The organism is Spirosoma liriopis (assembly GCF_023196085.1).
Taxonomy (GTDB): Bacteria; Bacteroidota; Bacteroidia; order Cytophagales; family Spirosomataceae; genus Spirosoma; species Spirosoma oryzicola.
On the sequence record NZ_JALPRF010000001.1, the window covers coordinates 57,669 to 84,171 of the forward strand.

A 26,503-nucleotide genomic window follows, 5' to 3' on the forward strand; every position below is an offset into this window, starting at 1 on the left:
GACGTAGCCGCTACATCGGACGCTTTTTATGGTTTGGTACTGGGCTTATCGACCATAAACGGCTAATCCTTTAAATCGAGCATACCCCTCCCTGGCCAAATCAAGTCCCTCCTGATGCGTTGCGGATAGCGCGTTAAACAGGTTCGTTTCGATCAGAACGGTATTTTTCTGAACTGTGCGCTTCCAAGTTCCTGCCACCCGTCCATCGACAACGATAACCGGGCTGAAGATGCCATTACCGGCGCTCACGATCTGTTTAAAATCAAGCGAACCGAGTGCAGCCGTACGATTTTTATAACCCACCAAATACTCGTCAAAAGACGGTAGCAAATGAACAGCCAGTGACGTATCATATCCGAAGCGCTCGCGTTGAGCCATCCAATAAGTTTGTTTGTTATACATTTCCTGAATAAGCTGCTCCTTCACCGAGTGGATGCCAACCTTGGCCTCGGCCACTGTTAGGCCCGACCACCAGATAAAGTCCTGCAACGTAGCGGGTCCGTGACTCAGAAAATACCGTTTTGTCAACTCGGCCAGCGCGTCGTCACGCTCCCTTAGTTTTGTCGGCGCAATCCATTCGTCGAGTAGCGTGTACGTATTTTCACTACCCCGCCGGACGCCACAGCAGATAAGCCCATGGGAAGCAGCCCGCACTAACAGCAGGTTCATGCGTATGTCGTGAGTGGGTATTCCTGCCTGCGCAAGAGCAACATTCAATTCCTGACGAATGAGTTGTTTTCCTCCCAACAAGGCATTCGTCATCGCGTCGTAGCTTTTCGTTAGCTTTTTCTCGTCCAGTTCGAGCCTTCGCAGGTAGCTTGCCGACAGGATATGAAGCCGAGGCCGCAGCAAATTCAGTATCCAGTGAACGTCGTCAGCCGCGATCAGGTGAAGCGTACCCCGCATTGCCCATGTTCGAACAACCGACCGGTCGGCAATGGCCTGATCAATCGCGGTTTCTGTAGTAGTAGGCAATCGAAGACCAAGCGCCCATTTTGCCGCCAGAAAATCCTGTCCCTGTACGGCCCCTAGCCAGGCTACCAGCTCAGCAGGCTTCGTAAACATCGGCTGACTGATCTGCTGATTAGCGAGCCGATAGCGGACAATGTCGGAATCTGTCACAGGGTATTAGTAGCTTGTTGGTTTGTATTACAAAGTAATACATTACCACTGACAGCCCTATGTCAGCAGTAAATGCGCCTTTCCTACTTTTTCCAGACTGATAGTCGCATACATACCGCAAACGTTGGCGAAGGGTTTCATAATCGAAAATCCGAACCAGTTTCCGCACAGCCCGGTTTACTAGCTATGCTGACCAAAGCCCGTTTTGGGCTATATCCGGTCAGCTATCCAGTACAATCATGAATTTACAGCTCAACAACAAAACGGCTTTAGTAACCGGCTCAACGGCAGGGATTGGTCTGGCTACCGCCCGGAAACTTTTGGAAGAAGGCGCTCAGGTGATTATCACGGGCCGCACCGAAGACCGTATTCAGTCGGTCATTCAGCAGTTAAAGACAGAACTGCCCAACGCAGTGGTACGCGGTGTCGCCGTTGATTTTTCCCAGAAAAACACGATTGACAGCCTGCTTGAAGCGGTGCCGGAGGTAGATATTCTGGTCAATAATGCGGGTATTTTTGGTCCGAAAGCGTTCGCCGATATTCCCGATGAGGACTGGTTCCGCTTCTTCGAAGTAAATGTAATGAGCGGTATTCGGCTGGCCCGGCATTACTTTCCGGCTATGATTGCCAATGGCTGGGGCCGCATTCTGTTTATTTCCAGCGAATCGGCGTTACAGATTCCGGAAGAAATGATTCATTACGGCATGACCAAAACGGCTCAGCTGGCTGTAGCGCGGGGTCTGGCCGAGCTCACCAAAGGCACCGCCGTAACGGTTAACGCCGTGTTACCGGGTCCGACGGCATCGGAAGGTGTGCAGGATTTTGTTGCGGATATGGCCAAACACCAGCAAAAAGACCGTGAACAAGTCGAACGGGAGTTTTTCCAGAACGCCCGGCCCACGTCGCTGCTTCAACGATTTGCCAGCACCGATGAGGTAGCCAACATGATTGTTTACCTCAGCAGCCCACTAGCCTCGGCCACGAATGGATCGGCAGTTCGTGTTGATGGTGGTGTGGTTAAAGCCATTGTTTAAGGTAAGCTCTTTAAATTGGTGCCTGATTCCAGTATTGTCCGGAATCCGTAAAACACGTAATGTGATGATGGGGGGCGTAGGGTCCGTGGTGTCGGTTTTGAGAAACCGACACAGATTGCTGACGTGAAGTGTCGGTTTCTCAAAACCGACACCACGGACCCGCCGACACCACTACAGAAGGGCATCGAACGTTTTACGAATTCCGAACGATCATTGACAAACACTCATGTCTTTGGGCAGTGTAATTTTTATCATCTCACTACCGGACGTCTGACCCGAGTTGATGGTTACCGCGTTGAATCCGTTGTAGTCGACTCCCGCTTCATAATCCGTATTGGCTTCCAGGCCCACCAGTTTACCTTTACCAGCGGTCAGGAACGCCTGCTGCCAGTTCGTCGTCCCGACTTTACGATACCGAACCCAGGCGCTGGGCGAAATTTGTACATCTGTCTTATTTTCGCAGTACGCCGTCACGGCTACATCGAGATCGACTAAATTCGCCGGGTACGTAACAGTTGCCGTATGGCTGCCACACAACTGACTGACCGTTGCGGTGCCGATCATCATTCCGCTGGGTGAATACAGCTCAAGACGGGCTGCCCCCGAGAACGGACTCTGAATGTTGATTGCATTTTCGGTCGTCGAACCGCTTTTGTAAAGCTGATTCCCATTGTATAATTTCCAGCTAACGGGTTTTCCATCCGGCTTCCCGGTGATAGCCCACTGCGCTCCACCCGGACACGTCGTTCCACTGGGCGTCCAGAACGCAAGACTATACCCTGCTGCATACGTTGCGGAAATGACCGCCTGTAATTTACCCCCCTCCTGACTTACCGCTGCGTTTCGTTCGTACGTCCACTCGCCGTTTGTTTCGTTGTAGCGAAATACCGGAATTTGATCGCCCGCTTTTAGTTTCTGGCCCGTTCCAGGATTAAGCACATCGCCATTCAACTCAACTCGTACCGTTGCGGGCTGGCTTAGATTACTGACTTTCTGTCCATTCGAATTTTCCAGCTCGATGGTAACAAATCCGGCGGGTGTAAATGTACCAACGACATCTTTATTACCCCGATCATCAACACCCAACCGGGTCGTGAAACCACCGGGATAAGCGCGCAACGCCAACTCCGACAAACTGGAATAGGCCGCAATCTGCGCAGACAGGTTACCACTAACGACTTGCCCTCTGGTATCCTTTAGCTGCGTATTGGCGGCTATCTGTACCGTGGCGCTGGTTGTCATCGAAGCGCTGGTCGGTGTTGTGATGGATTCATTCGTCCGGACAGCTCCCGTCGATGAGGTTTCGACCACACCATTGCTGAGCGTCACGCCAGCCGGGGGAGCCGCATCTTTCACCAGTCGAATCGAGAACGGTTCGGGTTTGGCTTTATCAACAAACAGATAAATACTTGAGCTAATGTAACCAGCGGCCTCGGCGACAATGCGTAATTCGGCGGGTTTGGCCGCCGACGGAACGGTTCCTTTCAAGCCCAGAAACAGGTCCGCATTATTGCTTTTGATGCTGGTGGTCGATACGCCCTCATACGTAACAACGCGACTGGCGTCCGGCCCATAAATCCTGATCTGAACCGGACTATTGAGCGACTCGCCTGTTCGGGCGTCTACAACCAGCCCTTGAAGCGTAGTCGGTGATGGCTCATAATTAATTTTAAAAACGACGCCCTTTAGCGGGTCAATATGCTGAATGTCGTTTAAATCCTGGCAACCCGTCACCAATGCTGCCGTAACGACGGATAAGGCAAGGCCATTGAAAAAGCGTTGCCTGCCGGTATGTGTTTTGCGGTTCATGGTTGTAAGCCTAAAAACGCGTTGGAATCAGATTATACGAGAAACCAATGCTGACAATGGGATAATATTTTAGCGGTTTGAGGTTATTTTCGATGATGGGTCCCTGATCGCTCGACGGTTCAAGCATCCCGGTTGTGTTAAACGCGAGTTGGGGCGATTGCTGGTAAAACACCCCTAGGTCGGCCATGAATTTTAGCCGATTACGCAAAAAAGGGTGCCCCCAGCCGATACCCGCGTAAGGTGCTATTCGGTTGAAATTAGCCTTACCGTCAACCGTACCGACCTGATCGATGGTGAAAACGACATCGTTGAATCGTACATCTTTCGTCGGCTTTCCAAAGAAGGTTATCTCATTGAGGTTGTAGTAGGCTCCCGCCGTTATTCGAAATCCAGCACGCTTGAATGGATAGTAGTCAGCCAGTAGGTTCACCGACGACAAGTTGATCGTGTAGTCGAACCCAAGCTGTAATTCATCGGTATCTTTTCCCGATTTCAACGTTCCGTTGTACGTGAATCGATTCACTCCGGCCCGTACGGCTACTTGCCGAACGATTGACTTACTTAGGCCAACGCCAAAACCGGCCGTTCCCCCGTGAACGCTTACGGCGACACCCGGTCGGTATACTGGCAGCGACATTGAATTCGTTTGCGTATAGCCCGTGAACGGCAATAAGGCTAGTAATGATGCTGTTAACAAGCGCATGGTTTACGTGTGATTTAAGCCATTTTCATCAACATACCACACTAACTTATTTGTTAACTTATAGTTTACGGTATTTACAAAATTAGATATTTCATTAAAACAGTTCTTCTTTATTTACTATTTTTACAAATGATAAACTTTGTTTCGGCGTCGTTTTCGTTTACTCTTTCTCCAATATCTGGCAAACAAAATGGGTCAACCCGGCTAGGCTGACCCATTTGATTGTTTAAAAGATAATCTGGTTAGGGCTTCGATGAGCCAGCGCGCGCAGGTGGCGCACTTGCAGCTGCAGTAGCCATTGGATTACCTTCTTTGTCCAACTCGACCAGCTCGTAACCGAGTCGCTCCAGACCCGGTTTGACCAGCTCTTTGTTACCCACTACGGTAATGACCATGTTGTTCAGCGGTAACCGTTTTTTTGCAATCGCGTCAATCTGCGCTTTTGTAATCGTACGAAGTATTTCGTTCTGTTGCTCCGTAAAGTTTTTAGGCAGGTTGTAGTCAATCACACGACCCAGGAAATACGCTTTTTGCAGCGACGTTTCGTAACGCAAGGCATCGACTTGTCCGAGCGAACTCTTCACGAACGCCAGTTCCTGATCCGTAATACCCGATTTGCTGTAGTTGGTTATTTCTTTGATGAACTCAACTACCGAACTGTCCGTGGCAGCCGCTTTTACGCCAGCCTGTGCAGTAAACGGCCCCGGCGTATGCGTGCTCGAAAAGCCCGAACGCGCCCCATACGTATACCCTTTGTCTTCGCGCAGGTTCATGTTGATCCGGCTGTTGAAGGCTCCGCCCAACATGTAATTGGCTAATCCGCTCCGGTAATAATCGCCAGTGGCGTCGTAAGGCATATCCGTCAGGTAGCCAATCCGAATTTCGGACTGAGCCGCTTTTTCCTTGTCGATCAGGTAGATGCGGGTCTTGTCAATTTTCCGGTTCGACGCGGCTTTGGGTACGTTTACGGGTTTAGCCGCCCACTTGTTGAGGAAAGCCAGTTTCGGCACGATGGAAGCCTGTTCAACGTCGCCCACAACCACTAGATTCGTTACCGACGGCGAGAAATACTTGGCGTAGAACGCTTTCACGTCGTCCAGCGTAATGGCTTCGACGGTTTTCGCCGTACCGCTCACGGGAACGGCCCGAATGTTATCCGTTCCGTAAATCAGTTTGTTGTAAGCCTTGTTGGCAATCACAACCGGTTGGGTGCTTTGGTTGGCGATCAACTCCAGTTGCTGCTTTTTCAACCGCTCGAAATCATCCGGTGCGAACTTGGGCCGGAACAATTTTTCTTCCACCAACGCCAGTGTCGAATCCAGATTCTTGGTCAGTGACTCAACCGAAACGTTAATTTCTTCGCTGCCAGCCCGAATATCGACGCTACTACCGAGCTTTTCCAGTTTCGTGTTTAGCTGCTCGTTCGAATAATTCTGCGTTGCTTCGTTCATCAACGCAGCGGTCAGTTGCGCAATACCCGCTTTTGCCGGATCGTTCGCCGATAGCAGGTGTCCCCCTTTGATCGAGAATAGCAGCGTTACAGCCGGAATTTCTTCATTACGGGTACCAATCATTTTCAGACCATTCGCCAGTTTATCGGTCCAGAAAGGCGGCACTTTCAGCGCGGGGTTCGGGCCGGGACCGGGTTTTACTTTCCGGTCAAAGCCATCTTTCGGCTTCGTGTACGTCAGCCCCGCGTAGCCATAATCGGGTGCTTTGTAATCGGCGGTCGAAATGGTATAGTTGTCGGGCTTAGCCACGATTTCAGGTTTTCCTTTCGGATACACCGTCAGAATGACCGCGTTTTTACCTTTGATGTATTGGTTATAGACCCGCATCACATCCGCTTTCGTGACCGATTTATACCGTTTCAATTCCTGCGGGAGGTAATTCGGGTTGTTTAAATACGTCTGGAAGGCTGCCAACTGCGACACCTTTCCGGCTACACTCGACAAACCGTCGATCAATTGAGCCTCACGCGTTGCGGTGAACTGGGCAATGTCGTCGTCGGTAACACCCCGTTTTTCGAACTCAGTCAACGTTCGCCGGATCAGTGCTTCGGTGCTATCCAGCCGTTTATCCGGAAAAGGCAGCACGGTCATGGTGAACTGCCCCGCCAGTTCCGTTGCCGGGTGCGATGCGTTGGCCTGCACGGCCAGCTGCGATTTCACGAAGTTTTTGTAGAACAGCGAGTTTTTACCACCGCCCAGAATTTCGGCCAGTGCGTCGAGTGGTGCTTCGTCGGGGTGGTAGTTTGGTACGGTTGGTAAAACAACCTGTAACATCGGGAAGCGGATGTTATCTTCATAAGACACGTAGCGGTCTTTGTCGAGGATCGCAGTTGGCACCTGCGTTTTGGTCACTTCGGGACCGCGCGGAATAGAGCCAAAATATTTTTCGGCCAAAGCCACCACTTGTTTTGTGTTCACGTCGCCACCAATGGTCAGGACGGCGTTGTTGGGGCCATACCAGCGTAGAAAGAAGTTTTTCAGGTCATTGACATTAACCCGGTTCAGGTCTTCGATGTAGCCGATGGTCAGCCACGAATACGGGTGACCGTACGGAAACAAATTTTTAGCGGTGTACTCGCTGGCCAGTCCATAAGGCCGGTTATCGTAATTTTGGCCCCGCTCGTTTTTAACCGTTGCCCGCTGAATTTCGAATTTTTTCTGGGTTACGGCGTCGAGCAGAAAGCCCATCCGGTCGGCTTCGAGCCACAAAGCCCGTTCCAGCTGATTGCTGGGTAGCGTTTCGTAATAATTTGTCCGGTCGCGGTTGGTCGAACCGTTCAGTGTTCCGCCCGATTCAGTAACGATTTTGAAATGCTCGTCGTCAGCAACGTGATCGGAACCCTGGAACATCATGTGCTCGAAAAAGTGAGCAAAACCTGATTTACCGATTTCTTCACGGGCCGACCCAACGTGGTACGTCACATCGACGTGAACGATGGGGTCCGAGTGGTCTTCATGCACCACGAGCGTTAATCCGTTCGGCAATACGTATTTTTCGTACGGAATAAGGATCTCTTTACCCTGGCGAGTTACTTTCTCGACCAGCTTAGTTTGTGGATATGCGGTGTTTACCGTAGCCAGAGCCAACACAGCCGCCAGGTAAACCGGGATTTTTCTCATAATGATATACGGACAGTCTAAGGTAGCAAGTTACGCAGATTACGACGGAAATGTGGGCCGCTTATCACGGTGTTTCTCCGGTTATCACGGAAAGCGAGTAGATTGATCGACCTCAGCAGTAAACGAACGTGCAACCATACCCAATCAGGAAGACAATCTATACCCGATTTAACCCAGTTCAAGCGCCGGTTTTTACACTTCAGACACCAGACCGATGACGGTGCATTGATACGTAGCGAACTTTGACGATTCCACTTCACAACCGGTTTTTTTCACCCATTTGCCGCAATGGACACCGCGTAAGCCATCAATTCAAAAACCTCACCATCAAGCTATTCGAGCGCAGTTCCCATACTCCGCAACTGGAAGAATTCGCTCTTTTTAACGAAGACCTACTTGCCTGGATCGGTAGGAAACCGATCACGTATTAATTTTATGGATCACGCACTCAACACGCTCGTTCGCCGGAATTTTATTGCTAAAGCCGCTTACTTCGCCCAACATCTGCCGGGCACGAACGTCGTTGATACCAATGCGTATACAATCGTTGATTGCGGATTACCGAGCGACACGTTTAACGTAATTGTTCCTAAAACAACGGATCTAATTGCCCTGACCGATCTTTTTGAGAACGGGGTAAGTGAGTTCACGCGAAAGCGGTTTCCGATGTCGCTCTGGTGCTGGGAAGAACTATACACAGCCGAACTGGCTATCCTGATTCACCATTACGAACTGACGGGTGACGAAACCAACGTAGCCATGTGGCTGAACTTGCGGACGCGATCAATCAAACAGCCTTGCCCCTCCGATCTGCTTATCCGACCCGTTCAAGCACCCGCCGATTACGATCAATTTGCCTATGTCCTCGCTGACCTATTTGGCGACTCTCCGGAAGCCGACCAAATCAGACTGCACTACCAGCAGGTCAGCCAACTTCACTTACCAGACCAGCCTATCCAGCTTTACATAGGCGAATACAACGGTCAGGTTGTTGCGACAGGTACTTTATTCGTAACCGACGAATCCGCCGGAATCTATGATATTGCCACCCGGCCAGCCTGGCGGAAACGCGGTTTTGGCTCCCGGATGTTCGAGCGATTATTGTGGGAAGCAAACCAGCAATCGGCCAGTCAAGTCGTTCTACAGGCGTCGGCCGACGGACTGACTATTTATAAACACGCTGGGTTTTCAGAGGTGGGTACCGTACAGGTTTGGGGAAACCAGCATTCAATTATTGGCTAGCTCGTCTACTATTTACGATTAGAATAAATTAAAAAATATAAGCCTTCAAATACGGCTGAATGCGCCATTGCCATTTACTAATGCGGGCAGTGTAGTCTCCTATATAGTTGAAATTCAGCACTTGTCTACTATTTTAGTATTTTAATTTTGTTTACTGAATAATTTACTACTTTCATTCCCCACATAGTTCAATCTTCCTAATCGCTTAAACAGATGAAACGTGTCAGTTTTAAAATTAATATTCCTATTCGCTACCGACAGGCATCGATTCTGGTTGTTGAAGACAGTGACGACGAATGGTTTGTGATTCGTTGGGCCTTCCTGCAAAACTGGCCAGGCGTTAAAGTCGTCCGGACGACCAACATGACGGATACCATGACGTACCTGGCTTCCTGCTTCGAAAAAAACCACGGCCTACCCGATCTGATTCTCCTTGATTTGTACTTACCTGACCGGGAAGACGGTTGGGCTTTACTCGAAAGCATAAAAGTAGACTGTTTTTATCGACGTGTGCCGGTAGTCATGATCAGCAACTCCACGCTTCAGGAAGATATCGAGCAATCCTACTACCTACACAGCAATTCCTACATTGTTAAGCCCACGACTTACCAGGGATGGGGCAAAACAATTAAGGAGTTTCGGCATTACTGGACAAAGTCGGTTGCCTTGCCCGAGGCAACCCTATAAACAACCGCAGCGGCCCTTCCATCGAAGGGCCGCTGCGGTTACGGACCGAAAAATCTATTCCAAATCAAAAGACATTATTGCTTCGGGCTGGTTATGGTATCGTTAACGGATCACCAACCCAACATACTACCTAGATGTCTTTTTATTCAGCCCGCCCTGAAGATCTTTTTTTTGACGCTGCCCGCAAAGGTGACGTCGCCTACATCAAACAACTACTCGACGCCAACACGGAGGTGAATATACAGGATGGACGCGGGTTCACCCCCCTAACCATTGCCGCCTACGACGGCCACGCCGAAGTCACAAAGATGCTGCTCGACGCGGGCGCTGATCCAAACGTGCAGGACGTTAGCGGGAACACGGCTCTGATGGGAATCTCGTTTAAGGGTTATCCGGAAATTGCCCGTATGCTCATTGACAAAGGCGCAGACCTAGATTTGCAGAACGGAAACGGCGGCACCGCTCTGATGTTTGCTACCATGTTTGGCCGAAATCAACTGGTAAAGCTGCTGCTCGAATACGGGGCCGACACCTCACTGCGGGACATTCGCAACATGACGGCGTTTGATCTGGCCGTTCAGCAGGGTAATGAAGAAGCTCTGCAATTGTTTCAGCAAATCAATCACAGAGCTTCGGAATAAACGCTTATTTACCGCCGGGTCGACTGGGGCGCACCTCGATTTTGCTGGGTAACGTCCGGGCAGGCATCCGGATCAGATCGACAACCAGCTGACCGATATCTTCCGGCTGAATTTTCCAGGCGTCTTTTTCGCTCGGCTGGTGGTTGTCAAAATAAGTTGCTACCGAACCGGGCATGATCGTCGTTACTTTGATCCCATCGCTCCGTAGATCAAGCATAATAGCCTGCGAAAAACCAACCAGTCCAAACTTACTGGCGTTGTAAGCGGCTCCTTTCTCGAAGAAATTCGTCCCGGCCAGACTGGCAATCGCAATGAAGTAGCCTTCGGTTTCTTTCAGAGCGGCCAGACTGGCTTTGGCACTATAGAAAACACCCGTCAGGTTGATGTCGATGGTTTCCTGCCATTGCTCAGGGGTCATTTCCTGAACAGGCGCAAAATGCCCGACACCGGCGTTCGCAATCACGTAATCCAGCCGGTTCCACTGCTTCAGTACGGTTTCCACGGCGTTCTGCTGTGAAGCCAGATCCCGCACGTCGGCTACGATACCGATAGCCGCTCCCGCCCTGATTTGATTCAACGAATCGGCAGCCGCCTGAATGCTTTCTTCGGACCGACCCGTAATCGCTACGTTAACGCCTTGATGGATTAGCGCTTCAGCAACGCCATAACCAATTCCCTTTGAGCCGCCTGTAATGAGTGCGGTCTTTGTACTATCTGCCATAAGTAAATGAAGTTATACACTATCTCGGCAATAACTCAGGAGTCGATTCGAAGGTTTTAGGGTTCCTGCGGTCATCAAATCAATTCTGGACGACATCCCAAACCAAAATGCTGAGTAGTTTTACGCCTTACTCACCTATTGACTACGGATCAGCTTTCTTATTCCCGCTCGAATGCGTACTTGTTTCTTTTTAGTTATCTTCTTCGTTGCTACGGCGGCATTCTCCCAAACCGTGAATTCGTCCTCGTCGGGGCCCTCCGAAAAACTATTTGCTTCACCGCCTTCGTCCTCCGGCATCCGCTGCTGGTGGTGGTGGCTCAACGGCAACGTCACCAAAGAAGCCATCACCCGCGATCTGGAAGCGATGAAAGCCAAAGGATTCAGCGGGGCCTGCCTGTTCGACGCGGGTGGCGCGGAGCAACGGGGTAATGCTCAGGTACCCGAAGGACCGATGTTTGGATCACCGGCCTGGCGCGAACTGTATCGGCACGCCGTGAACGAAGCCAGCCGGCTCGGGCTGGTATTGAGCATGAGCATTCAAAGCGGCTGGAACCTCGGCGGACCCGACATTACCCCTGCCGAAGCGGCTAAGCAACTGACCTGGTCGGAGGTAACCGTAAAAGGTCCCATGACGTACCGGCAAGCGCTGTCGCAGCCAGCCACCAAGGAAGACTACTACCGCGATATTACCGTGCTGGCATTCCCGAAAGCGGCTACGGCTCACGCACCCATAAAAGACCTACAGGCCAAAGCCGGAACCATTGAGTTGGGCGGTTCTGCCCCCGACACGCGTTTCCTCCTGACCGACGATGCGGGAGCCCCGAACGAAGCCGCTATCTCGCCCCAGGCAATCCAGAATCTGACGGCCAAAATGAATGCACAAGGCGTTTTGGAATGGCAGGTTCCGGCGGGCGAATGGGTTATCATGCGCTTTGGCTACACGCCCACCGGGGCGGAGGTATCGACATCAAGCGGAAAATGGCAGGGCCGCGTTCTCGACCCGCTGACCGCAAAGACGTTTAATCGCTACTGGGACACGCACGTTGAACCGCTCTTGAAAATGATTGGGCCGATGGCGGGAAAAACCCTCAAATACCTGCAAACTGACAGCTGGGAAGCAGGCGGCTGCAACTGGACCGAAACGTTCGCGCAGGAATTCCGCAAACGGCGTGGCTACGACATCTTTCCTTATCTGCCGGTCGTAGCTGGAAAGCTCGTCGGAAGCCGCGATGTCAGCAACCGATTTCTAGCCGATCTGCGCAAAACCATCAGCGACTGCGTCGCCGACAATCATTACGCGGTCTTTGCCGAACGCTCACACCGCTACGGTATCGGTCTGCAACCCGAATCAGCCGGTCCGCACGCGGGTCCTTTCGACGGACTGAAAAACTACGGCTACAGCGAGATCATGATGAGCGAGTTCTGGTCGCCATCGCCCCACCGCCCTACGCCGGTCAACCGTTTTTTTGTGAAGCAGGCCGCCAGTGCCGCCCATATTTACAACAAGCCACTGGTCGGTGCCGAATCGTTTACAACCATCGGTCCGCACTGGAACGACGTTATCTGGTCGGCCATGAAATCGAGCGCCGACCACGAATTTTGCGCGGGTCTGAATCTGATTTACCTCCACACGTTCACCTGCTCACCGAGAGAGATGGGCTTACCCGGTCAGGAATATTTTGCCGGAACGCATTTTAACCCCAACGTAACGTGGTGGAATTTATCGGACGGATTCATCCAATACCTGAGCCGCTGTCAGTACATGCTTCAACAAGGGCAGTCCGTATCCGATGTGCTATATTACTACGGCGATCACGTTCCGAACATTGCGCGTCAGAAAGCCGACGACCCTGGTCATGCGTTGCCCGAATTCGACTATGATGTCATTAACGAAGACCGGTTGCTAGCGTTAAGTGTAAAAAATGGGCGAATTATGCTTCCGCACGGTCTTTCATACCGGGTTCTGGTATTGCCCGATCATCGGGTGCTGTCGTTAGCCGCTTTGCGCAAAGTAGCCCAACTGGTACAGGACGGTGCCACCGTAATCGGTCCAAAACCAAAATCCACGGTAAGTTTGGTAGACTATCCAGCCAGCGAGAACGAGTTGAAACGACTTAGTAACCAACTGTGGGGAACAGGCGAGTCGACAGTGGGCGAACATAAAATCGGCTATGGGCGAGTGATCTGGGGTAAAACAGCCCGTGAAGTGTTGCTAGGCGATGGCGTTAAACCCGATGCGGAACTGACCGGTATTGCTGGACAAGTGTTCGACTATTTCCACAAAACCCTGAATGGCGACGACTATTATTTTATCAGCAATCAAAATCCGGTTGCTACGCAGTTGAACGCGACCTTTCGGGTAGCCGGTCGCCAGCCCGAATTCTGGGACCCTGTGAATGGGCAAGTACGACCCGCAACGGTTTTTCGTCAACAGGACGGTCGGATCAGTTTACCGCTGGATATGACACCGTACGGTTCCGTTTTTGTGGTTTTCCGAAAAGCCATTCCAGCAACGAAACAGAGTACACTCACCCAGCACAACGATCCAGTCTACAAACCGATCTCAACACTGTCGGGTCCGTGGCAGGTAACGTTCGATTCCAACTGGCTAAGCCCTAAAAGTCAATCGTCCGTGACGTTCGATACCCTGGTCAGTTGGACCGACCGGCCCGAAGAAAGCATTCGTTTTTATTCCGGTACGGCTACCTATCGTAAAACGTTCGACGCCCCTAACCAAACTACGGATTCGCTCTACCTTGACCTGGGCGATATTCAGGATGTGGGTATAGCACGGGTACGGCTTAACGGACATGATTTAGGGATTGTCTGGACGCCACCGTTTCGCGTATCAGTGGGCAAATGGCTTAAACCAACGGGAAATCAGTTAGACATCGACGTGGTCAACTCCTGGCGAAACCGGCTCATCGGTGACCGCGAGAAACCGAAAGAGCAGCGACTCACGCAGACCAACATCACGATAAAGCCCGACTGGAAACTTCAACCGTCTGGACTACTCGGCCCCGTACGACTTATGTCAGCTACCCAGCCTTAACTGATCCGTGGTTTCAGCGGGGCCGTGGAGTCGGTTTCTCAAAACCGACGCTTGGCGTCAGCAACCTGTGTCGGTTTTGAGAAACCGACTCCACGGCCTTGCCGATACTACTATCAAGAAACCGATACCATTTTTAAAATATTTTAATATATTCTCGGTTGGTTTGATGGTCTTCCCTGAAATAGCGTCCTTTGCCGGGAATAGCTCCTAAATTGTCTTTAGTATTGCCCATGAAGCGTTTGTCATTTCCCGCAGTGACCACAGCCCTACTGGCTTTGGTTTGTCTTTCAGCCCACACACGCCTTACTGACCCACCACCCCTTTACAAGAACGCATCAGCGCCCATTGAGAGCCGGGTGCGCGATCTGCTCAAACGCATGACGACGCAGGAAAAGGTCGGGCAGCTTTCTACATTGCTGGGCTGGGAAATGTACGACAAACGGGGCGACTCCGTACAGGTCAGTGAGAAATTCAAGAAAGCGGTAAAGGAACAGCAAATTGGCATGTTGTGGGCGACGCTGCGGGCTGACCCCTGGACGCAGAAAACTCTGACCACCGGGCTGAATCCGGCGCAGGCGGCCCAGGCGACCAACGCCATTCAAAAGTACGTTGTCGAAAATACCCGCTTAGGCATTCCGATGATGCTGGCCGAAGAATGTCCGCACGGGCACATGGCGATTGGCACCACGGTTTTCCCTACCGCACTCGGCCAGGGAAGCACCTGGAACCCGGCCCTGATTCAGCAAATGGCGAGTACCATTGCCCGAGAAGCCCGTTTGCAGGGCGCTCATGTGGGCTACGGCCCCGTACTTGATCTGGCCCGCGAACCACGCTGGTCGCGCGTAGAGGAAACCTACGGCGAAGACCCCGTTCTGAACGGGCAAATGGGCATAGCGATGGTAAAAGGCTTTCAGGGTACAAGTATCAAGAGCGGAAGCAACATCATCTCGACGCTTAAGCATTTTACGGCCTATGGCGTTCCCGAAGGTGGTCACAACGGAGGCAGCGTAAGCCCCGGTCCGCGTGAACTGGCTCAGGTCTATCTGCCCCCGTTTCGGGATGCGGTCAAAGCCGGAGCGTTGTCCATCATGACGGCGTACAATTCCATTGATGGTATTCCCTGTTCGGCCAACCCTTATTTGCTAAAAACAGTGCTGCGCGATCAGTGGCACTTCAACGGATACGTTGTGTCGGATTTGAGCAGCATTTCGGGACTGATGAGTAATCACCGCGTAGCAGCGACCCCCGCCGATGCGGCAGCCTTAGCCATCAATGCGGGACTGGACTCTGACCTGAGTGGCTACGGATTCGGAAAAGCACTTCAGGAAGCCGTTGACAAAGGAGCCGTCAGCGCTGCGGTCCTAGATACCGCCGTCAGCCGGGTTTTGCGGATGAAATTTGCGATGGGGTTGTTTGAATCACCTTACGTTAGTTCAGAAAAAGCCCGCTCGGAAGTCCGAACAGCCAGTCATGTTGCGCTGGCCCGGCAGGTAGCCCGCGAGTCGATCACGTTGTTAAAAAATAAAGACAACGCATTGCCGCTTGCCAAAACGCTTAAAAGCATTGCAGTGATTGGGCCAAATGCCGATAACGTGTACAACCAGTTGGGCGACTACACGGCTCCGCAGGCTGAGGGGGCGGTAGTAACGGTGTTGCAGGGTATTCGCAATAAGCTGGGTGCTAACGCTCAAATCAATTACGTTAAAGGTTGTAGCATTCGCGATACCGCAACCAATTCAATTGCCGAAGCCGTTGCCGCAGCTAAGCAAGCCGAAGTAGCCGTTGTGGTACTGGGAGGCTCCAGCGCCCGCGATTTCAAAACGGAATACCAAAACACGGGTGCGGCCAAAGTGTCGGCAACGTCGGTGAGCGATATGGAAAGTGGCGAGGGCTTCGACCGCGTTAGCCTTGATCTGATGGGCAAGCAACTGGAATTGCTACAGGCCGTTATGAAAACCGGAACACCCGTGGTGCTGGTGCTGATCAAGGGGCGACCGCTTAATTTAAACTGGCCTGCGGCTAACGTACCTGCTATTGTCGATGCCTGGTACCCTGGTCAGGAAGGTGGCAACGCCATTGCCGATGTGCTGTTCGGCGATTACAATCCGGCGGGGCGGCTCACTATATCGGTTCCCAAATCGGTTGGGCAGTTACCCATTTACTACAACTACAAGAATCCAGCCCGTCACGATTATGTCGAAATGGACGCCAAGCCGCTGTTTCCATTTGGGTACGGATTAAGCTATTCAACTTTCGATTACAGCGGTCTGCAAGTACAGGCAACACCCACGGCCAGCGATGTGCAGGTAAACGTTTCATTTACGTTGAAAAACCAAAGCAATCGGGATGGCGATGAGGTCGTTCAACTCTACGTCAGTGACCGGTCGAGTTCGGTTGTGAGTCCAGCTAAACAACTCAAAAAATTCGCGCGTGTACACCTGAAAGCAGGTGAACAAAAAACCCTGACCTTTCAGCTGCGCGCCGAAGACCTGATGCTGTTAAATCCTGCTATGCAGTGGGTAGCTGAAAAAGGCACGTTTTCCCTCCTGGTCGGCGCATCGTCCGACGATATCCGGCTAAAACAGGATTTTCAGCTTGCCAAAGATATTCCGGTTCGTCCGTGATAAGATAACCCCTAAAAACGAATGCCATATCTTGGAGATATGGCATTCGTTTTTAGGGGTTATCTTAAACTGATCGCTTAAGGCTGTCCGGCCAGCACTTCGGCCAATTTCTTACCCAAGGCGTCACCCCGAACGTTTTTCGCGACAATCTTGCCATCGGGACCAATCAGGAAGTTCTGCGGAATTGCCCGGATGCCGTACTGTTTAGCCACTTCGTTATCCCAGAATTTCAGGTCCGACACCTGCGTCCAGGTCAAATTATCTTTGTGAATCGCCTTCAACCAGGCTTCCTTCGCGTTGGGCCGATCCAGCGATACGCCGAGTACTGTAAAATTTTTGGTTTTGTACTCGTTGTAATTTTTAACCACGTTCGGGTTTTCGGCCCGGCAGGGCCCGCACCAGCTTGCCCAGAAATCGACCAGTACGTATTTGCCTTTAAAATCGTGCAAAGCAACGGCATTACCTGATGTGTCGGCCTGGGTAAAATCGGGAGCGAGTTCGCCGACCGACGTAGCTTTGATCCGGTTGAGTACGGCCGTGTATTCCTGTCCGGCTTTGCTGTTTTTAACCCCTTCTGCCAAGCCATCGAATACCGGTTTAACATCACCGTATTCTGGCGCATAACCGCCGAACGACTTCAATGCGTCCAGGCTAACCAGGCTCTGCGGCATCGATTTGATAAACTGAGCATACACCGTTTTTTGCTCGGCTTCAATAGCTTCGTAGCGCTTATCCAGCGATTCTTCGAATTCTTTTTTACTTCGCTGTTCGGCGGTAGCTGAGCGATATTCCTGCATCAGCTTTTCCATTTTTTCGTTCGTTGCCTTCAGGGCTGTTTCGAGCTTCTGATTATCGGCGTTGAGCGACGTTCCGCTGACGACGGCGTTTTTGAGCGAGTCGGGGCTAACGACCTTTACCGTACCCGGTTCCAGATAGACACTCATGGATGGCGTCGGGCTGGTTCTGCTCAATCCTTTTCCGCGCTTATCGACGAGCAGCATACCCTTGACCGGGTTCTCGACCGATCCTTTGAACTCAAATTTACCGTCTTGAATCGTCGTTGAATCGAGCTTTACCGTGCTACCCGCCATGTAACGCAGGTAGGCTTTTGCCGGAGCCTTTACAGTTCCCAATTGGCCTTGTATCGTATACGATCCGCTTTGGGCCCATAGCAACGACGGCAACATCGTCAAGGCAAGGGAGGCTAGTTTTTTCATAGTGTACAGAAGTTTAGCGAATTAAGCGATAAAAGCGCTTATCGTGGTAGAAAAGGCTTTTTTTTTCGTATTCGGTGATCAATCGTTTCGTCCTTCCAAACCGCTTATCCTCAAAATACTCTAGATTATCAGCCACTTCGCTCATTAGGCGAATACAAACAAAACGGTGGCCTGGCTACCAATAACTTGCGGCTTTAACGCAACCACCCCTTTTATGAAACAGCTCTTCTTTGCCATAAGTCTGCTGGTTAGCTCGCTTCTATCGGCTCAGGCTCAGATCGACACGATTAATACCAACACGCTGAAATTGAACGTGTCGGCATTTAAAGAAAGCAAACGATCCTACGCAGTCTTTTTCGAAGACAGCACCGGCAAACGGCTTACATCGGCTGATATTTGGGATCGGACCATTCGCTTCTCGAAATCGGCTACCGGACAAAAAACATACGTGTTCGACTGGAAGTGGTTTTCGAAGGACTCACTGATTGGTCATGTAACGACAACCGGTCTGCTGCCGTCGCTGGCTCCGCTCACGCACGATGCAACCTATGCCAAGCGGGGCGCCCGAAACTTTGTCTTCGATCACAACATTGTTACGATACCGGCAGCGAGCCGACGCACGGCCAAAGACAGCACGTTTAAGGTTGTGCTGAATCCACCGGCCTTCGCATTTCCGATGGATTTAGAAATTCTACCACTGCTACCCGTCAAAAAAGTAGGGCAGGAATTTGCGCTTGCTTTCTACGAACCCGGTTCACCCACATCCAACTATTACCGGCTAACGGTGACGGGCAAAGAAGACCTGCCCGTTGGTGGCAATGCGAAAGTCAATTGCTGGCTCTTGAAAATTGATTACGGTCAGCAGGGTGCTTACGCTACGTTCTGGATCTCGGACCAGTCCCGCGAAGTGCTTAAAATGCGGGAATATTTTCGGGGTCGCTACCGCTACAAAGTAAAACTGTTTTAACGCCTAGGCTGGCTGCTGATCGACGCTATTGGGTTCCGGCGGGTGCTGACGGAAGATTTCTTCGAGTCGCTTAAACAACTCCGGATGCTTTTCCTGAAGCAAATCGGGACGTTTGAAAAAGTACTCGGACACGACGGCAAAAAACTCAGCGTCATTCGTGATGCCATACGGGTTGATGTCCGAGTGATTGTCTTTTATTTGGCGAATGTTTTCGTGAATCAGTTGCAACCAGGGCTTGATGTGACTTTTTTCGAGCAGGTATTCCGGCAATCCGTCCGTAGCGCCGTCGGCTTTGTCGAGGAGGTGCACAAACTCATGAATGCCCGTATTGCCCTTACTGGTTTCGTTGGCAAATCCGTCGCGCAGAGCCGGTTTAGAGAGCACCATTGTACTCTGTAACGCGCCCCCTTCCCCAACCATTCCCAGAATATTTCGTCCATCGCCGGTCGTTTGATAATCCTCGTTGAACCGATCCTCGTAAAGCAATACATCCGTTAAAGGATACGACCAGTCGCCAAACCCGAAAATTGGAATGATTGCACTACTGGCAACGAGTACCCGGTCCAGATCATCGACGGTTGTGCCAACACCTTCGATTTTCGTATGATTGAGGAAGTGATTGACCCGGTTCTCGAACAGCGTCTTTTTGTCGCTGCTTAGTGATCGATAGTAGGCAACATGCTCTTCCAGCAGTTGCGGATATGTAGGTGGCAAAGGTACCGCGTCTATGGCCTTTTGCTGCTGATACCGCCAGATGAGCCAGCCAATAAAAAGAACAACGATACTAATCAGAACAATCATGGATGAATGGCTTTGCTAAGGTTATAATTTCTGAATCTGAATGGCTACTTTCGATTGAACGTGGATCAACACCTGAATCCCGTCGGGTCGAACCGCTATGGTCTGCGGTACAAGCCGAAACGATTGAATACCGAGGTCTGTTTTTTTGCCCGGACCTTTTTCGAATGCTTCGTTTATTTTCTTCGGTAACTGTTCGATTTCGCTTCCCATCGGAATCACCAGCATTCGCTCCATCAACTTGCGCAATCCCTTGTGGACAACGGTATTCGAAAATTTAGACAAGGCATTATCGGTTTGAGCGTCGAAATCCAGGTCCTTGACGTGCAGTGTTTTTGTTAACGTATCAAAGACAGGGCGGCCCCGTAGATACAGTGTCCCATCCACAAGCCCGTTTACTTCTGTTTTAACGATAACTGTCCGCTGGCCTCCGTATACCGAGGCTTTATTAATGGTCAGTGTGCCCAGCGCCACCTTTTTCGGCTCTTTTGACAGGATGCGACTCAGCATCCGGTTGATGTCGGCATACGGGATAAAACCCACAACGCGTAAATCAGCGATCTGCGAGACGGTATCTCGCTTCTGCAACTGCGGCAGAGGCACCAGCGGCTGTATGGGTTCCTCCGATTTCAGGTCCGTTCTGGTTTCGAAGGCTATCCGCAAATGCGTGGTTATCTGCTTAGTATTGCCCGTGATCGGGCTTGCGGCAACGCTGATCGGCTTGGGTATCAGCCAAAGACCGTACTCTTTCTCCAGCAACAACGGCTTTTGAATATCCTGCCAGACCGGCTTTACCATGGCGTCGAGTCGCAGGTCTTCGTAAACCGCTGTGTCGATAGCTTTCTCGATGGAAGTACGATGGTTGTCGAGTATCCGCTGCGCAAAGTTGGTCAACGAGATTTCTTTGCCAAACAAACGAATCTCGGGTTCACTGATCCACTGGTAATCAGTGAATTTAACGTTGCTGGCGAGTCGCCAGTTGGGAGTTACGCGCAACGGGCTCTGAAAGTTGACCTGCAAGGCGCAGAATGGTTTCTGCGGTGATGCGTCGCTGGCACCAAACGGCTGGATCAGCCATATCTGCAATGGAGCCGAAAAACGAATTTGCTGATCAACGTACTGAATATGAACAGGCCCCGAACGTTCTATTCTGAATGAGAAGATACCGCCTTTTGTCTTTTTACCGACCAATACGGGGTCAAGCTCCTTGTTGATCTTTTTTTCAAGTTCCGTCAACTGAAAGGTTATAGGGCCGGCCAGATACGAAATTTGAGACGGAATTGGCGGATCAAAGCCGTCGGCTTTCGGCGGCTCGGTTTCTACCTGCTGACACTGGCTTGTAAACAGCACCACTGCCAGCGCAATAGGCAACTGGATTCGTCGTAATAATTTCATCAATAGTGTAGTGGTCTATCGTCTGTTTCGTGGGAACGTACAGAACCGATTTTGGGCAACTTTACTAGCAATAACTTCACGGCTTTTGAGTTGTTTCCTTACCGGGTCATCGGGCGCTGACAACAGCCCGAGCAGACAAACTTTTGCGGGGGAAAAGCGCTTTGCTACCGGAACGGCAAACACATCCTGCCTGACGGATTTAAATCGGTAACTTTGTGCAAACACGCTAGCCAATGGCAGAAGACATACCACAGGGTGACCCTACTCTCCTGAAAGAATTGATCCATTATCCAATGCCGTTTGGAAAATACAAGGGTAAGCTGATTCGCGAATTACCCGTGTCTTATCTGGAATGGTTTGCGCAGACCGGTTTTCCGGCGGGTAAGCTGGGCATGTTGTTACAAACCATGTACGAAATCAGGCTGAACGGATTAGACTACTTACTACGGAATTTAGACCGATAAACCCTTTGTCGCTATACGGGTCAGCGGTCCGCGTTACTTGCCTACAGCTCTGCGATGCACGTTGAGGGTCGCGTTCGAAAAATCGATAAAAATGAACAGATTGAGGACTCACTCAGCGCTTCAGTTCTTTTCCAGCTTTTTCAGCTCGTTCTGAATATACGCTTTTGAGAGCCAGTTCGTACCAATCATTACGCCTTCAATGTTGCGGGTTTGGCTAATGTCTTTTAACGGGTTACCATTGAGCAAAACCAGGTCGGACACATTGCCCGGTCTGACAACGCCCGAATTGGGCTTGTTCAGGTAAGAAGCGACGTTGACCGTGCCGGTACGCAGCACCTCATAAGGTGTTAATCCGGCGTCAACCAGGTATTTCATTTCGTGATGAATCGAGAATCCCGGCACATTAAATACCTGGGGAGCATCAGAACCCAGCAGCAGTTCGACGCCGTTTTTCTGACATTCGCGGATTATTTTCCGGCGAACCTGAATCAGTTTTTCGGCCCGCTCTTTCGAAAAGTTCGGGTTATTGTTGTAACTGTTTTTCGCATTGACCCAGCTTTTGATCTGATCGGGGTTGATGTACTTCATTTCAGGATCGTCGGTAAACGTTTCTGCCGGAAGCGGAGAAAGCCAACGCTCGGCGAGTGCTTGCGTGGGCACAACCCGGATACGGCTGTTGCGCAGGCCCGTAACTAGTTTTGGCAACATGGATTCGCTGGTGCGGTCAGCAATCCAGGCCCCAAACAAGCCGGTTTCCTGTTCGGCCAGCGTGTCGATACCCGGCGTAAGGGCTTCAATGAATCCATCCAGGTGATCAATGGACGAGTAATGAGCATCGATAGCGCGCCAAACGCCGACGTTGAACGATACGTGTCCGACGAACGGAATACCCACTTCGTGCGCGGTTTTGGCAATAGCCGGAAACGTTTCTTTGGTCAGGCCGGGGTGTAATTTCAGAAAATCGTAGCCAGCCGCTTTTTGCTCACGGACCATCTCAGCACCCCGTTGCGCCGTTTTTACGGTTTGCCCATTAAACGAAGGTCCGGTAGCGTAAAAATGGGGTCCCAGGATTTCACCACTGTTGATTTTGCTGCGTAGTTCGAGATGCTTCGGATGGCCGAGCATGCCCCGAATTGTTGTGATGCCGTTCGCCAGATAAAGCGTCAGCACTTCTTTCATGGGTTCTAGGTCGTCGATGGGCGGAACGTGCGCGTGAATCTCGGCCCAGCCAGGCATGAGGTATTTGCCTTTAGCCTCAACAATCAATGCATCTTTACTGAATTTGATCGTACCCGCATTGCCCAATGCCGTTATCGTACCAGCCTTCACCACAACCGTCTGGTTTTCCAGGACCCGCTCCTGATCCATCGGTATTACATTGACCGACCGAAATACGATTTCACGATTACGGACAGGCTCCTGGGCGAATAGGCGGGTACCAGCAACCAGTAGCAAAGAAATAAGCACCAGAACAGAAAGAGCACGCATACAATTTTCGTTGTTTACGGTTTATAAATCAGACCAATTAGTACTCTGGGCATCAATCTTATTTGGGTAACAGCTACGCGTAAATGTATTTAATTCATTTCTACTACCGATGAAAATCAAAGCAATTATTACCGGCGCTACGGGTATGGTGGGCGAAGGCGTCCTGCACGAATGCTTACAGCATCCCGACGTTGAACAAGTGTTGGTTATCAACCGAAAGCCCGGTGGCGTATCGCATGCCAAACTCCGCGAGATTGTTCATAACGATTTCTTTGATCTGAAAGCAATTGAAAGCCAACTAACGGGTTATAATGCCTGCTTTTTCTGCCTCGGTGTCTCGTCGGTCGGGATGGATAATGATGAGTACAAGCACCTGACTTACGATCTGACAATGAACGTAGCGCAGTTGCTGGCAACGCAAAATCCGGCCATGACGTTTTGTTATGTTTCGGGTGCCGGCACCGATAGTACCGAGCAAGGTCGGCTCGCCTGGGCGCGGGTAAAAGGAGCCACCGAAAATGCGCTGATGCGACTCTTCAGCAATGCGTATATATTTCGTCCCGGTTTTATGAAGCCTACGCCCGGCCTGAAAAATGTGAAAAGCTACTATAAATTCATTGCCTGGTTGTACCCCATTGGCCGGGCGCTTTATCCGGCAGGTTTTTCAACCCTACAGGAACTCGGTCTGGCCATGATCAAATCCGCAACGCAAGGCTACGAGAAGCGGATTCTGGAAGTGAAAGACATTGTTGCTTTAGCCAAGCGTTAGTGTTTTGATCGACAGGACCGCTTATTTCGTTACCGTCACAACCGGCGGATTCTTCTGCTGGCTGGCAAACTGCCGGAGGTAGGTAAACCACGCATCGCTGGACGTAATCCGTTCCGCTTTGTCCCAGGCACCGCCGGTGTAATAGGTAATCGTTTCGCCGGACTTGGTATAGAGTTTGGCTAAGCCATGTTGGTATTTACGCATCATTGGAACCGACGCTTTCGGGAATACGCATCCCACTCCGATTGTTCCATCATTGCCATGTGTAGGCTCCCAGTAGGCCAAAACACCCGTTTTTTCGTCGAGCAACAGCGGACTCTCCTCGGGCCGTAGCGTGATACCGGCGACCATTGGCAATGGCTGGCGAGCCGTATGAACAACATGCACCTGTACTTTGCTCAACTGCGACCCCGCATCCAGCGAAATTGTTTTGCTTTCGGTTACGGTAATACCGTTGACGGTATAGGGATCGTATTTTACCCGGAAAGTGGAACGCAGTGGGCCATTGTCCAGAATTTCCCAGGAGCGGTAATTATGAATGTACTGAATGGAATCGTTCAGGAAAACGCCGATGTCGCCCGCACCCAGCGTCAGCCCAACGTGGTAATAATCCAGTCCCTCGCCGTGGTCTTTGTGGTAATCGTTTTGCTTATACCACCTATCAAGAATCAGCTTATCGGTGCGTTTGGCCCATATGTCGGAACCGTAGGCGTTGTCGGACCGTCCGTTGAGGGCCGCCCCGTAGATGCGGAACGCCACCTGGTCATTCTCCCAGGCAAAGTCGTCGTAGCGTTCGGGAACGTACCGGCAATAGGTTTTAGCCTCAACATGGGCTGGTTTTCCGCGCCGTAGCATCAGTTGAATCGCTTGCTTTGGCCCGATAGACACCTGAACCAGCAGGTTCTGAATGGCCTTCTGACCGTGGTGTTCCAACTGATAAGCGACTTCGTTTCCGTTCTGAACAACCTGCAATTGAGCCGTATCGACCTTCGGATACGCCTTTTGTACGGTTGCCCAGGGAATCTCAACGACGGTTTGAGAGAGAGAGGTATTGCCTGGATTGGTGATTTTCAGGGTAGCCTGTTGCCCTATTGCCTTTGCGGCAAAACCGGCCAACATACCTAGTAGCAAACAAAATCGCATTGTCGTACAAGTGAGTGATCGCGCAAAAACTCCGTTCGTCCGTTCGATGTCGTCAGCTAGTTTCCAGTTGACGATACGGTTGGCAAATTCAGTCGGGTAAGACCCGGATGTTTGTATAAAATCACGGGAAGGTGTCGATCTACTTGTTTCTGCGGACAGGGAGGACAGCTCCGCCTGGAATAAAATAGCCTTCCCGAGTGAGTAGCAAGCACATCGGGAAGGCTATGTTCTTATTTTACCTTAGAAAACTTGGCACCGAACAGGAAGATGACAGCGTAGCAGATAATCGGCAGATAATACGCTCCGGCTACATCTTTATCAGCAATCTGACCCATCAGCGGAGGGAAAAGCGCACCACCAACCACGCCCATCACAATAAACGAAGAAGCCTGTTGCGTTTGCGCACCCATTCCTTTCAGACCCAGGCTGAAAATGGTCGGGAACATAATGCTGAAAAAGAAATTGAGCATCAGCAGAGCGACGAACGACGGCCAGCCAAAGCTCTGCGCAATGATTACACACATCGCAATATTGGCTAAGGCAAAAGCGGCCAGCAGTTTGTTCGGTGCAATAAACTGCATCAGGTACGTTCCAACAAACCGGCCGATCATCATCATCACCATGCTCAGGGCAAAGTAATACGATGCCTGCTCAGCAGCAAAGCCCATTTTCTCGACCCCGTAATTGATAAAAAATGCCCACGTGCCACCCTGAGCTGCCGTATTGAACAACTGCGCAATAACCGCCCACACAAAGTGCGTACGTGAAAACAGACTCCTAGGCTGCTGAACGTCGGCGGGTGTCGTTGGCACCGCGTACGCGTCAGCCTCCGCTTCAATGGCATGGGCATCCTGAACCGGCGGAACCTTCACAAACGAGAACGCAATGGCGATACTCAGGATAACCGAACCAATAATGATGTAAAGCATCTTCACCGACTCCAGGTCATTGGAGTGCTCCTGGCCACCCCGCAGAATGAAATACCCACCGATGAGGGGTCCGATTACCGCGCCCAATCCGTTGAACGACTGCGCGAAGTTAATCCGCTGATCGCTGGTCCGCTGATCGCCCAAACCGGCCACAAACGGGTGTGCTACCGCTTCGAGCGTAGCCAGTCCACAGGCCAGAATAAACAAGGCGACCCGGAAAAAGCCGAATGACTCGGCATTGGCTGCCGGTATAAACAGAAATGCGCCAATGGCGTACAAACCGAGCCCAAACAAGACCCCATTTTTGTAGCCGAACCGCTTCATGAACAGGCCAGCGGGTATGCCCATTACGGCATACGCGCCAAAAATCGAGAACTGAACCAGCCCCGATTCTGCTTTCGACACGTGCAGTACATTCTGGAAATGTCGATTCAACACGTCACCCATCGTAATCGCAATGCCCCAGAGCATGAACAAGGACGTGACGAAAACAAGGGTAACGAGGTATTTTTTTTCAGTAAAGGCAGCTTTAGGCTTGCCTGAGATCGTTGTTGCCTGCATGCAGTT

Annotated in this window: 20 protein-coding genes; 9 read left to right on the forward strand and 11 right to left on the reverse strand. The window is 51.1% G+C overall.

Annotated features, from left to right (window positions below; all coding sequences use genetic code 11):
* Nucleotides 1–45: 45 nt before the first annotated feature.
* Nucleotides 46–1,122 (reverse strand): winged helix DNA-binding domain-containing protein, encoded by a 1,077-nt coding sequence (locus M0L20_RS00290; RefSeq protein ID WP_248475139.1) that lies wholly within the window; start codon nucleotides 1,120–1,122, stop codon nucleotides 46–48.
* A 239-nt stretch (nucleotides 1,123–1,361) separates the two neighbouring features.
* Between M0L20_RS00290 and M0L20_RS00295 the strand changes: the two genes are divergently transcribed.
* Nucleotides 1,362–2,156: an SDR family NAD(P)-dependent oxidoreductase gene (locus M0L20_RS00295; protein ID WP_248475140.1), complete on the forward strand. Its 795-nt coding sequence runs from the start codon at nucleotides 1,362–1,364 to the stop codon at nucleotides 2,154–2,156.
* A 210-nt stretch (nucleotides 2,157–2,366) separates the two neighbouring features.
* Here M0L20_RS00295 and M0L20_RS00300 read toward each other — a convergent pair whose 3' ends face one another.
* The 3 genes from M0L20_RS00300 to M0L20_RS00310 form a co-directional block, all read right to left on the reverse strand.
* Nucleotides 2,367–3,965 carry a hypothetical protein gene (locus tag M0L20_RS00300; protein ID WP_248475141.1) on the reverse strand — a complete coding sequence of 533 codons (1,599 nt, stop codon included), beginning with the start codon at nucleotides 3,963–3,965 and terminating at the stop codon, nucleotides 2,367–2,369.
* Nucleotides 3,966–3,975: 10 nt separating this feature from the next.
* Complete coding sequence (locus M0L20_RS00305) at nucleotides 3,976–4,668, reverse strand: hypothetical protein (RefSeq protein ID WP_248475142.1); 693 nt, start codon at nucleotides 4,666–4,668, stop codon at nucleotides 3,976–3,978.
* Nucleotides 4,669–4,910: 242 nt separating this feature from the next.
* Complete coding sequence (locus tag M0L20_RS00310; RefSeq protein WP_248475143.1) at nucleotides 4,911–7,799, reverse strand: M16 family metallopeptidase; 2,889 nt, start codon at nucleotides 7,797–7,799, stop codon at nucleotides 4,911–4,913.
* A gap of 435 nt (nucleotides 7,800–8,234) precedes the next feature.
* Between M0L20_RS00310 and M0L20_RS00315 the strand changes: the two genes are divergently transcribed.
* The 3 genes from M0L20_RS00315 (at nucleotide 8,235) to M0L20_RS00325 (ending at nucleotide 10,369) form a co-directional block, all read left to right on the forward strand.
* On the forward strand, nucleotides 8,235–9,041 hold the full coding sequence (locus M0L20_RS00315; RefSeq protein ID WP_248475144.1) for a GNAT family N-acetyltransferase: 807 nt from the start codon (nucleotides 8,235–8,237) through the stop codon (nucleotides 9,039–9,041).
* 213 nt (nucleotides 9,042–9,254) lie between these two features.
* Nucleotides 9,255–9,728, forward strand: a complete 474-nt coding sequence (locus M0L20_RS00320) for a response regulator (protein WP_232558833.1) — start codon at nucleotides 9,255–9,257, stop codon at nucleotides 9,726–9,728.
* Nucleotides 9,729–9,862: 134 nt separating this feature from the next.
* Complete coding sequence (locus M0L20_RS00325; protein ID WP_232558834.1) at nucleotides 9,863–10,369, forward strand: ankyrin repeat domain-containing protein; 507 nt, start codon at nucleotides 9,863–9,865, stop codon at nucleotides 10,367–10,369.
* A gap of 4 nt (nucleotides 10,370–10,373) precedes the next feature.
* Here M0L20_RS00325 and M0L20_RS00330 read toward each other — a convergent pair whose 3' ends face one another.
* Nucleotides 10,374–11,090, reverse strand: a complete 717-nt coding sequence (locus M0L20_RS00330; protein ID WP_248475146.1) for an SDR family oxidoreductase — start codon at nucleotides 11,088–11,090, stop codon at nucleotides 10,374–10,376.
* 172 nt (nucleotides 11,091–11,262) lie between these two features.
* Between M0L20_RS00330 and M0L20_RS00335 the strand changes: the two genes are divergently transcribed.
* Both M0L20_RS00335 and M0L20_RS00340 read left to right on the forward strand, forming a co-directional pair.
* The gene (locus tag M0L20_RS00335; RefSeq protein ID WP_248475147.1) at nucleotides 11,263–14,142 is read left to right on the forward strand and encodes a glycosyl hydrolase; all 2,880 of its coding nucleotides are present in this window, start codon (nucleotides 11,263–11,265) and stop codon (nucleotides 14,140–14,142) included.
* Between the two features lie 230 nt (nucleotides 14,143–14,372).
* Nucleotides 14,373–16,766: a glycoside hydrolase family 3 N-terminal domain-containing protein gene (locus tag M0L20_RS00340; protein WP_248475148.1), complete on the forward strand. Its 2,394-nt coding sequence runs from the start codon at nucleotides 14,373–14,375 to the stop codon at nucleotides 16,764–16,766.
* A 77-nt stretch (nucleotides 16,767–16,843) separates the two neighbouring features.
* Here the strand turns inward: M0L20_RS00340 and M0L20_RS00345 are convergent, their stop codons facing one another.
* Nucleotides 16,844–17,983: a TlpA disulfide reductase family protein gene (locus M0L20_RS00345; RefSeq protein WP_248475150.1), complete on the reverse strand. Its 1,140-nt coding sequence runs from the start codon at nucleotides 17,981–17,983 to the stop codon at nucleotides 16,844–16,846.
* 214 nt (nucleotides 17,984–18,197) lie between these two features.
* Here M0L20_RS00345 and M0L20_RS00350 point away from each other — a divergent pair, with 214 nt between their 5' ends.
* Complete coding sequence (locus M0L20_RS00350; RefSeq protein ID WP_248475151.1) at nucleotides 18,198–18,950, forward strand: hypothetical protein; 753 nt, start codon at nucleotides 18,198–18,200, stop codon at nucleotides 18,948–18,950.
* Between the two features lie 3 nt (nucleotides 18,951–18,953).
* Here the strand turns inward: M0L20_RS00350 and M0L20_RS00355 are convergent, their stop codons facing one another.
* Together M0L20_RS00355 and M0L20_RS00360 are read right to left on the reverse strand one after the other, a co-directional pair.
* The gene (locus tag M0L20_RS00355; RefSeq protein WP_248475153.1) at nucleotides 18,954–19,751 is read right to left on the reverse strand and encodes a M90 family metallopeptidase; all 798 of its coding nucleotides are present in this window, start codon (nucleotides 19,749–19,751) and stop codon (nucleotides 18,954–18,956) included.
* A 21-nt stretch (nucleotides 19,752–19,772) separates the two neighbouring features.
* Complete coding sequence (locus M0L20_RS00360; RefSeq protein ID WP_248475155.1) at nucleotides 19,773–21,143, reverse strand: DUF4403 family protein; 1,371 nt, start codon at nucleotides 21,141–21,143, stop codon at nucleotides 19,773–19,775.
* A 233-nt stretch (nucleotides 21,144–21,376) separates the two neighbouring features.
* On the opposite strand from M0L20_RS00360, the gene M0L20_RS00365 reads away from it, so the two are divergent.
* Nucleotides 21,377–21,607 (forward strand): DUF3820 family protein, encoded by a 231-nt coding sequence (locus M0L20_RS00365; RefSeq protein ID WP_248475157.1) that lies wholly within the window; start codon nucleotides 21,377–21,379, stop codon nucleotides 21,605–21,607.
* 120 nt (nucleotides 21,608–21,727) lie between these two features.
* Here the strand turns inward: M0L20_RS00365 and M0L20_RS00370 are convergent, their stop codons facing one another.
* Nucleotides 21,728–23,095 carry an amidohydrolase family protein gene (locus M0L20_RS00370; protein ID WP_248475158.1) on the reverse strand — a complete coding sequence of 456 codons (1,368 nt, stop codon included), beginning with the start codon at nucleotides 23,093–23,095 and terminating at the stop codon, nucleotides 21,728–21,730.
* 109 nt (nucleotides 23,096–23,204) lie between these two features.
* Here M0L20_RS00370 and M0L20_RS00375 point away from each other — a divergent pair, with 109 nt between their 5' ends.
* The gene (locus M0L20_RS00375) at nucleotides 23,205–23,864 is read left to right on the forward strand and encodes an NAD-dependent epimerase/dehydratase family protein (protein ID WP_248475159.1); all 660 of its coding nucleotides are present in this window, start codon (nucleotides 23,205–23,207) and stop codon (nucleotides 23,862–23,864) included.
* Nucleotides 23,865–23,885: 21 nt separating this feature from the next.
* Here the strand turns inward: M0L20_RS00375 and M0L20_RS00380 are convergent, their stop codons facing one another.
* Both M0L20_RS00380 and fucP read right to left on the reverse strand, forming a co-directional pair.
* A complete protein-coding gene (locus M0L20_RS00380) occupies nucleotides 23,886–25,007 on the reverse strand; it encodes a BT3233 family polysaccharide utilization protein (RefSeq protein WP_248475160.1) in 1,122 nt (373 codons plus the stop codon).
* 230 nt (nucleotides 25,008–25,237) lie between these two features.
* Entirely contained in the window at nucleotides 25,238–26,497 is a 1,260-nt protein-coding gene (gene fucP / locus M0L20_RS00385; RefSeq protein WP_232558846.1) for an L-fucose:H+ symporter permease, read from the reverse strand.
* Nucleotides 26,498–26,503 lie beyond the last annotated feature (6 nt).

Bases quoted from the DNA above. Each gene is read 5' to 3' on its own strand.
- M0L20_RS00295 (WP_248475140.1), top strand. From the start codon at position 1,362: ATGAATTTACAGCTCAACAACAAAACGGCTTTAGTAACCGGCTCAACG.
- M0L20_RS00300 (WP_248475141.1), bottom strand. From the start codon at position 3,965: ATGAACCGCAAAACACATACCGGCAGGCAACGCTTTTTCAATGGCCTT.
- M0L20_RS00305 (WP_248475142.1), bottom strand. From the start codon at position 4,668: ATGCGCTTGTTAACAGCATCATTACTAGCCTTATTGCCGTTCACGGGC.
- M0L20_RS00310 (WP_248475143.1), bottom strand. From the start codon at position 7,799: ATGAGAAAAATCCCGGTTTACCTGGCGGCTGTGTTGGCTCTGGCTACG.
- M0L20_RS00315 (WP_248475144.1), top strand. From the start codon at position 8,235: ATGGATCACGCACTCAACACGCTCGTTCGCCGGAATTTTATTGCTAAA.
- M0L20_RS00320 (WP_232558833.1), top strand. From the start codon at position 9,255: ATGAAACGTGTCAGTTTTAAAATTAATATTCCTATTCGCTACCGACAG.
- M0L20_RS00325 (WP_232558834.1), top strand. From the start codon at position 9,863: ATGTCTTTTTATTCAGCCCGCCCTGAAGATCTTTTTTTTGACGCTGCC.
- M0L20_RS00330 (WP_248475146.1), bottom strand. From the start codon at position 11,090: ATGGCAGATAGTACAAAGACCGCACTCATTACAGGCGGCTCAAAGGGA.
- M0L20_RS00335 (WP_248475147.1), top strand. From the start codon at position 11,263: ATGCGTACTTGTTTCTTTTTAGTTATCTTCTTCGTTGCTACGGCGGCA.
- M0L20_RS00340 (WP_248475148.1), top strand. From the start codon at position 14,373: ATGAAGCGTTTGTCATTTCCCGCAGTGACCACAGCCCTACTGGCTTTG.
- M0L20_RS00345 (WP_248475150.1), bottom strand. From the start codon at position 17,983: ATGAAAAAACTAGCCTCCCTTGCCTTGACGATGTTGCCGTCGTTGCTA.
- M0L20_RS00350 (WP_248475151.1), top strand. From the start codon at position 18,198: ATGAAACAGCTCTTCTTTGCCATAAGTCTGCTGGTTAGCTCGCTTCTA.
- M0L20_RS00355 (WP_248475153.1), bottom strand. From the start codon at position 19,751: ATGATTGTTCTGATTAGTATCGTTGTTCTTTTTATTGGCTGGCTCATC.
- M0L20_RS00360 (WP_248475155.1), bottom strand. From the start codon at position 21,143: ATGAAATTATTACGACGAATCCAGTTGCCTATTGCGCTGGCAGTGGTG.
- M0L20_RS00365 (WP_248475157.1), top strand. From the start codon at position 21,377: ATGGCAGAAGACATACCACAGGGTGACCCTACTCTCCTGAAAGAATTG.
- M0L20_RS00370 (WP_248475158.1), bottom strand. From the start codon at position 23,095: ATGCGTGCTCTTTCTGTTCTGGTGCTTATTTCTTTGCTACTGGTTGCT.
- M0L20_RS00375 (WP_248475159.1), top strand. From the start codon at position 23,205: ATGAAAATCAAAGCAATTATTACCGGCGCTACGGGTATGGTGGGCGAA.
- M0L20_RS00380 (WP_248475160.1), bottom strand. From the start codon at position 25,007: ATGCGATTTTGTTTGCTACTAGGTATGTTGGCCGGTTTTGCCGCAAAG.
- fucP (WP_232558846.1), bottom strand. From the start codon at position 26,497: ATGCAGGCAACAACGATCTCAGGCAAGCCTAAAGCTGCCTTTACTGAA.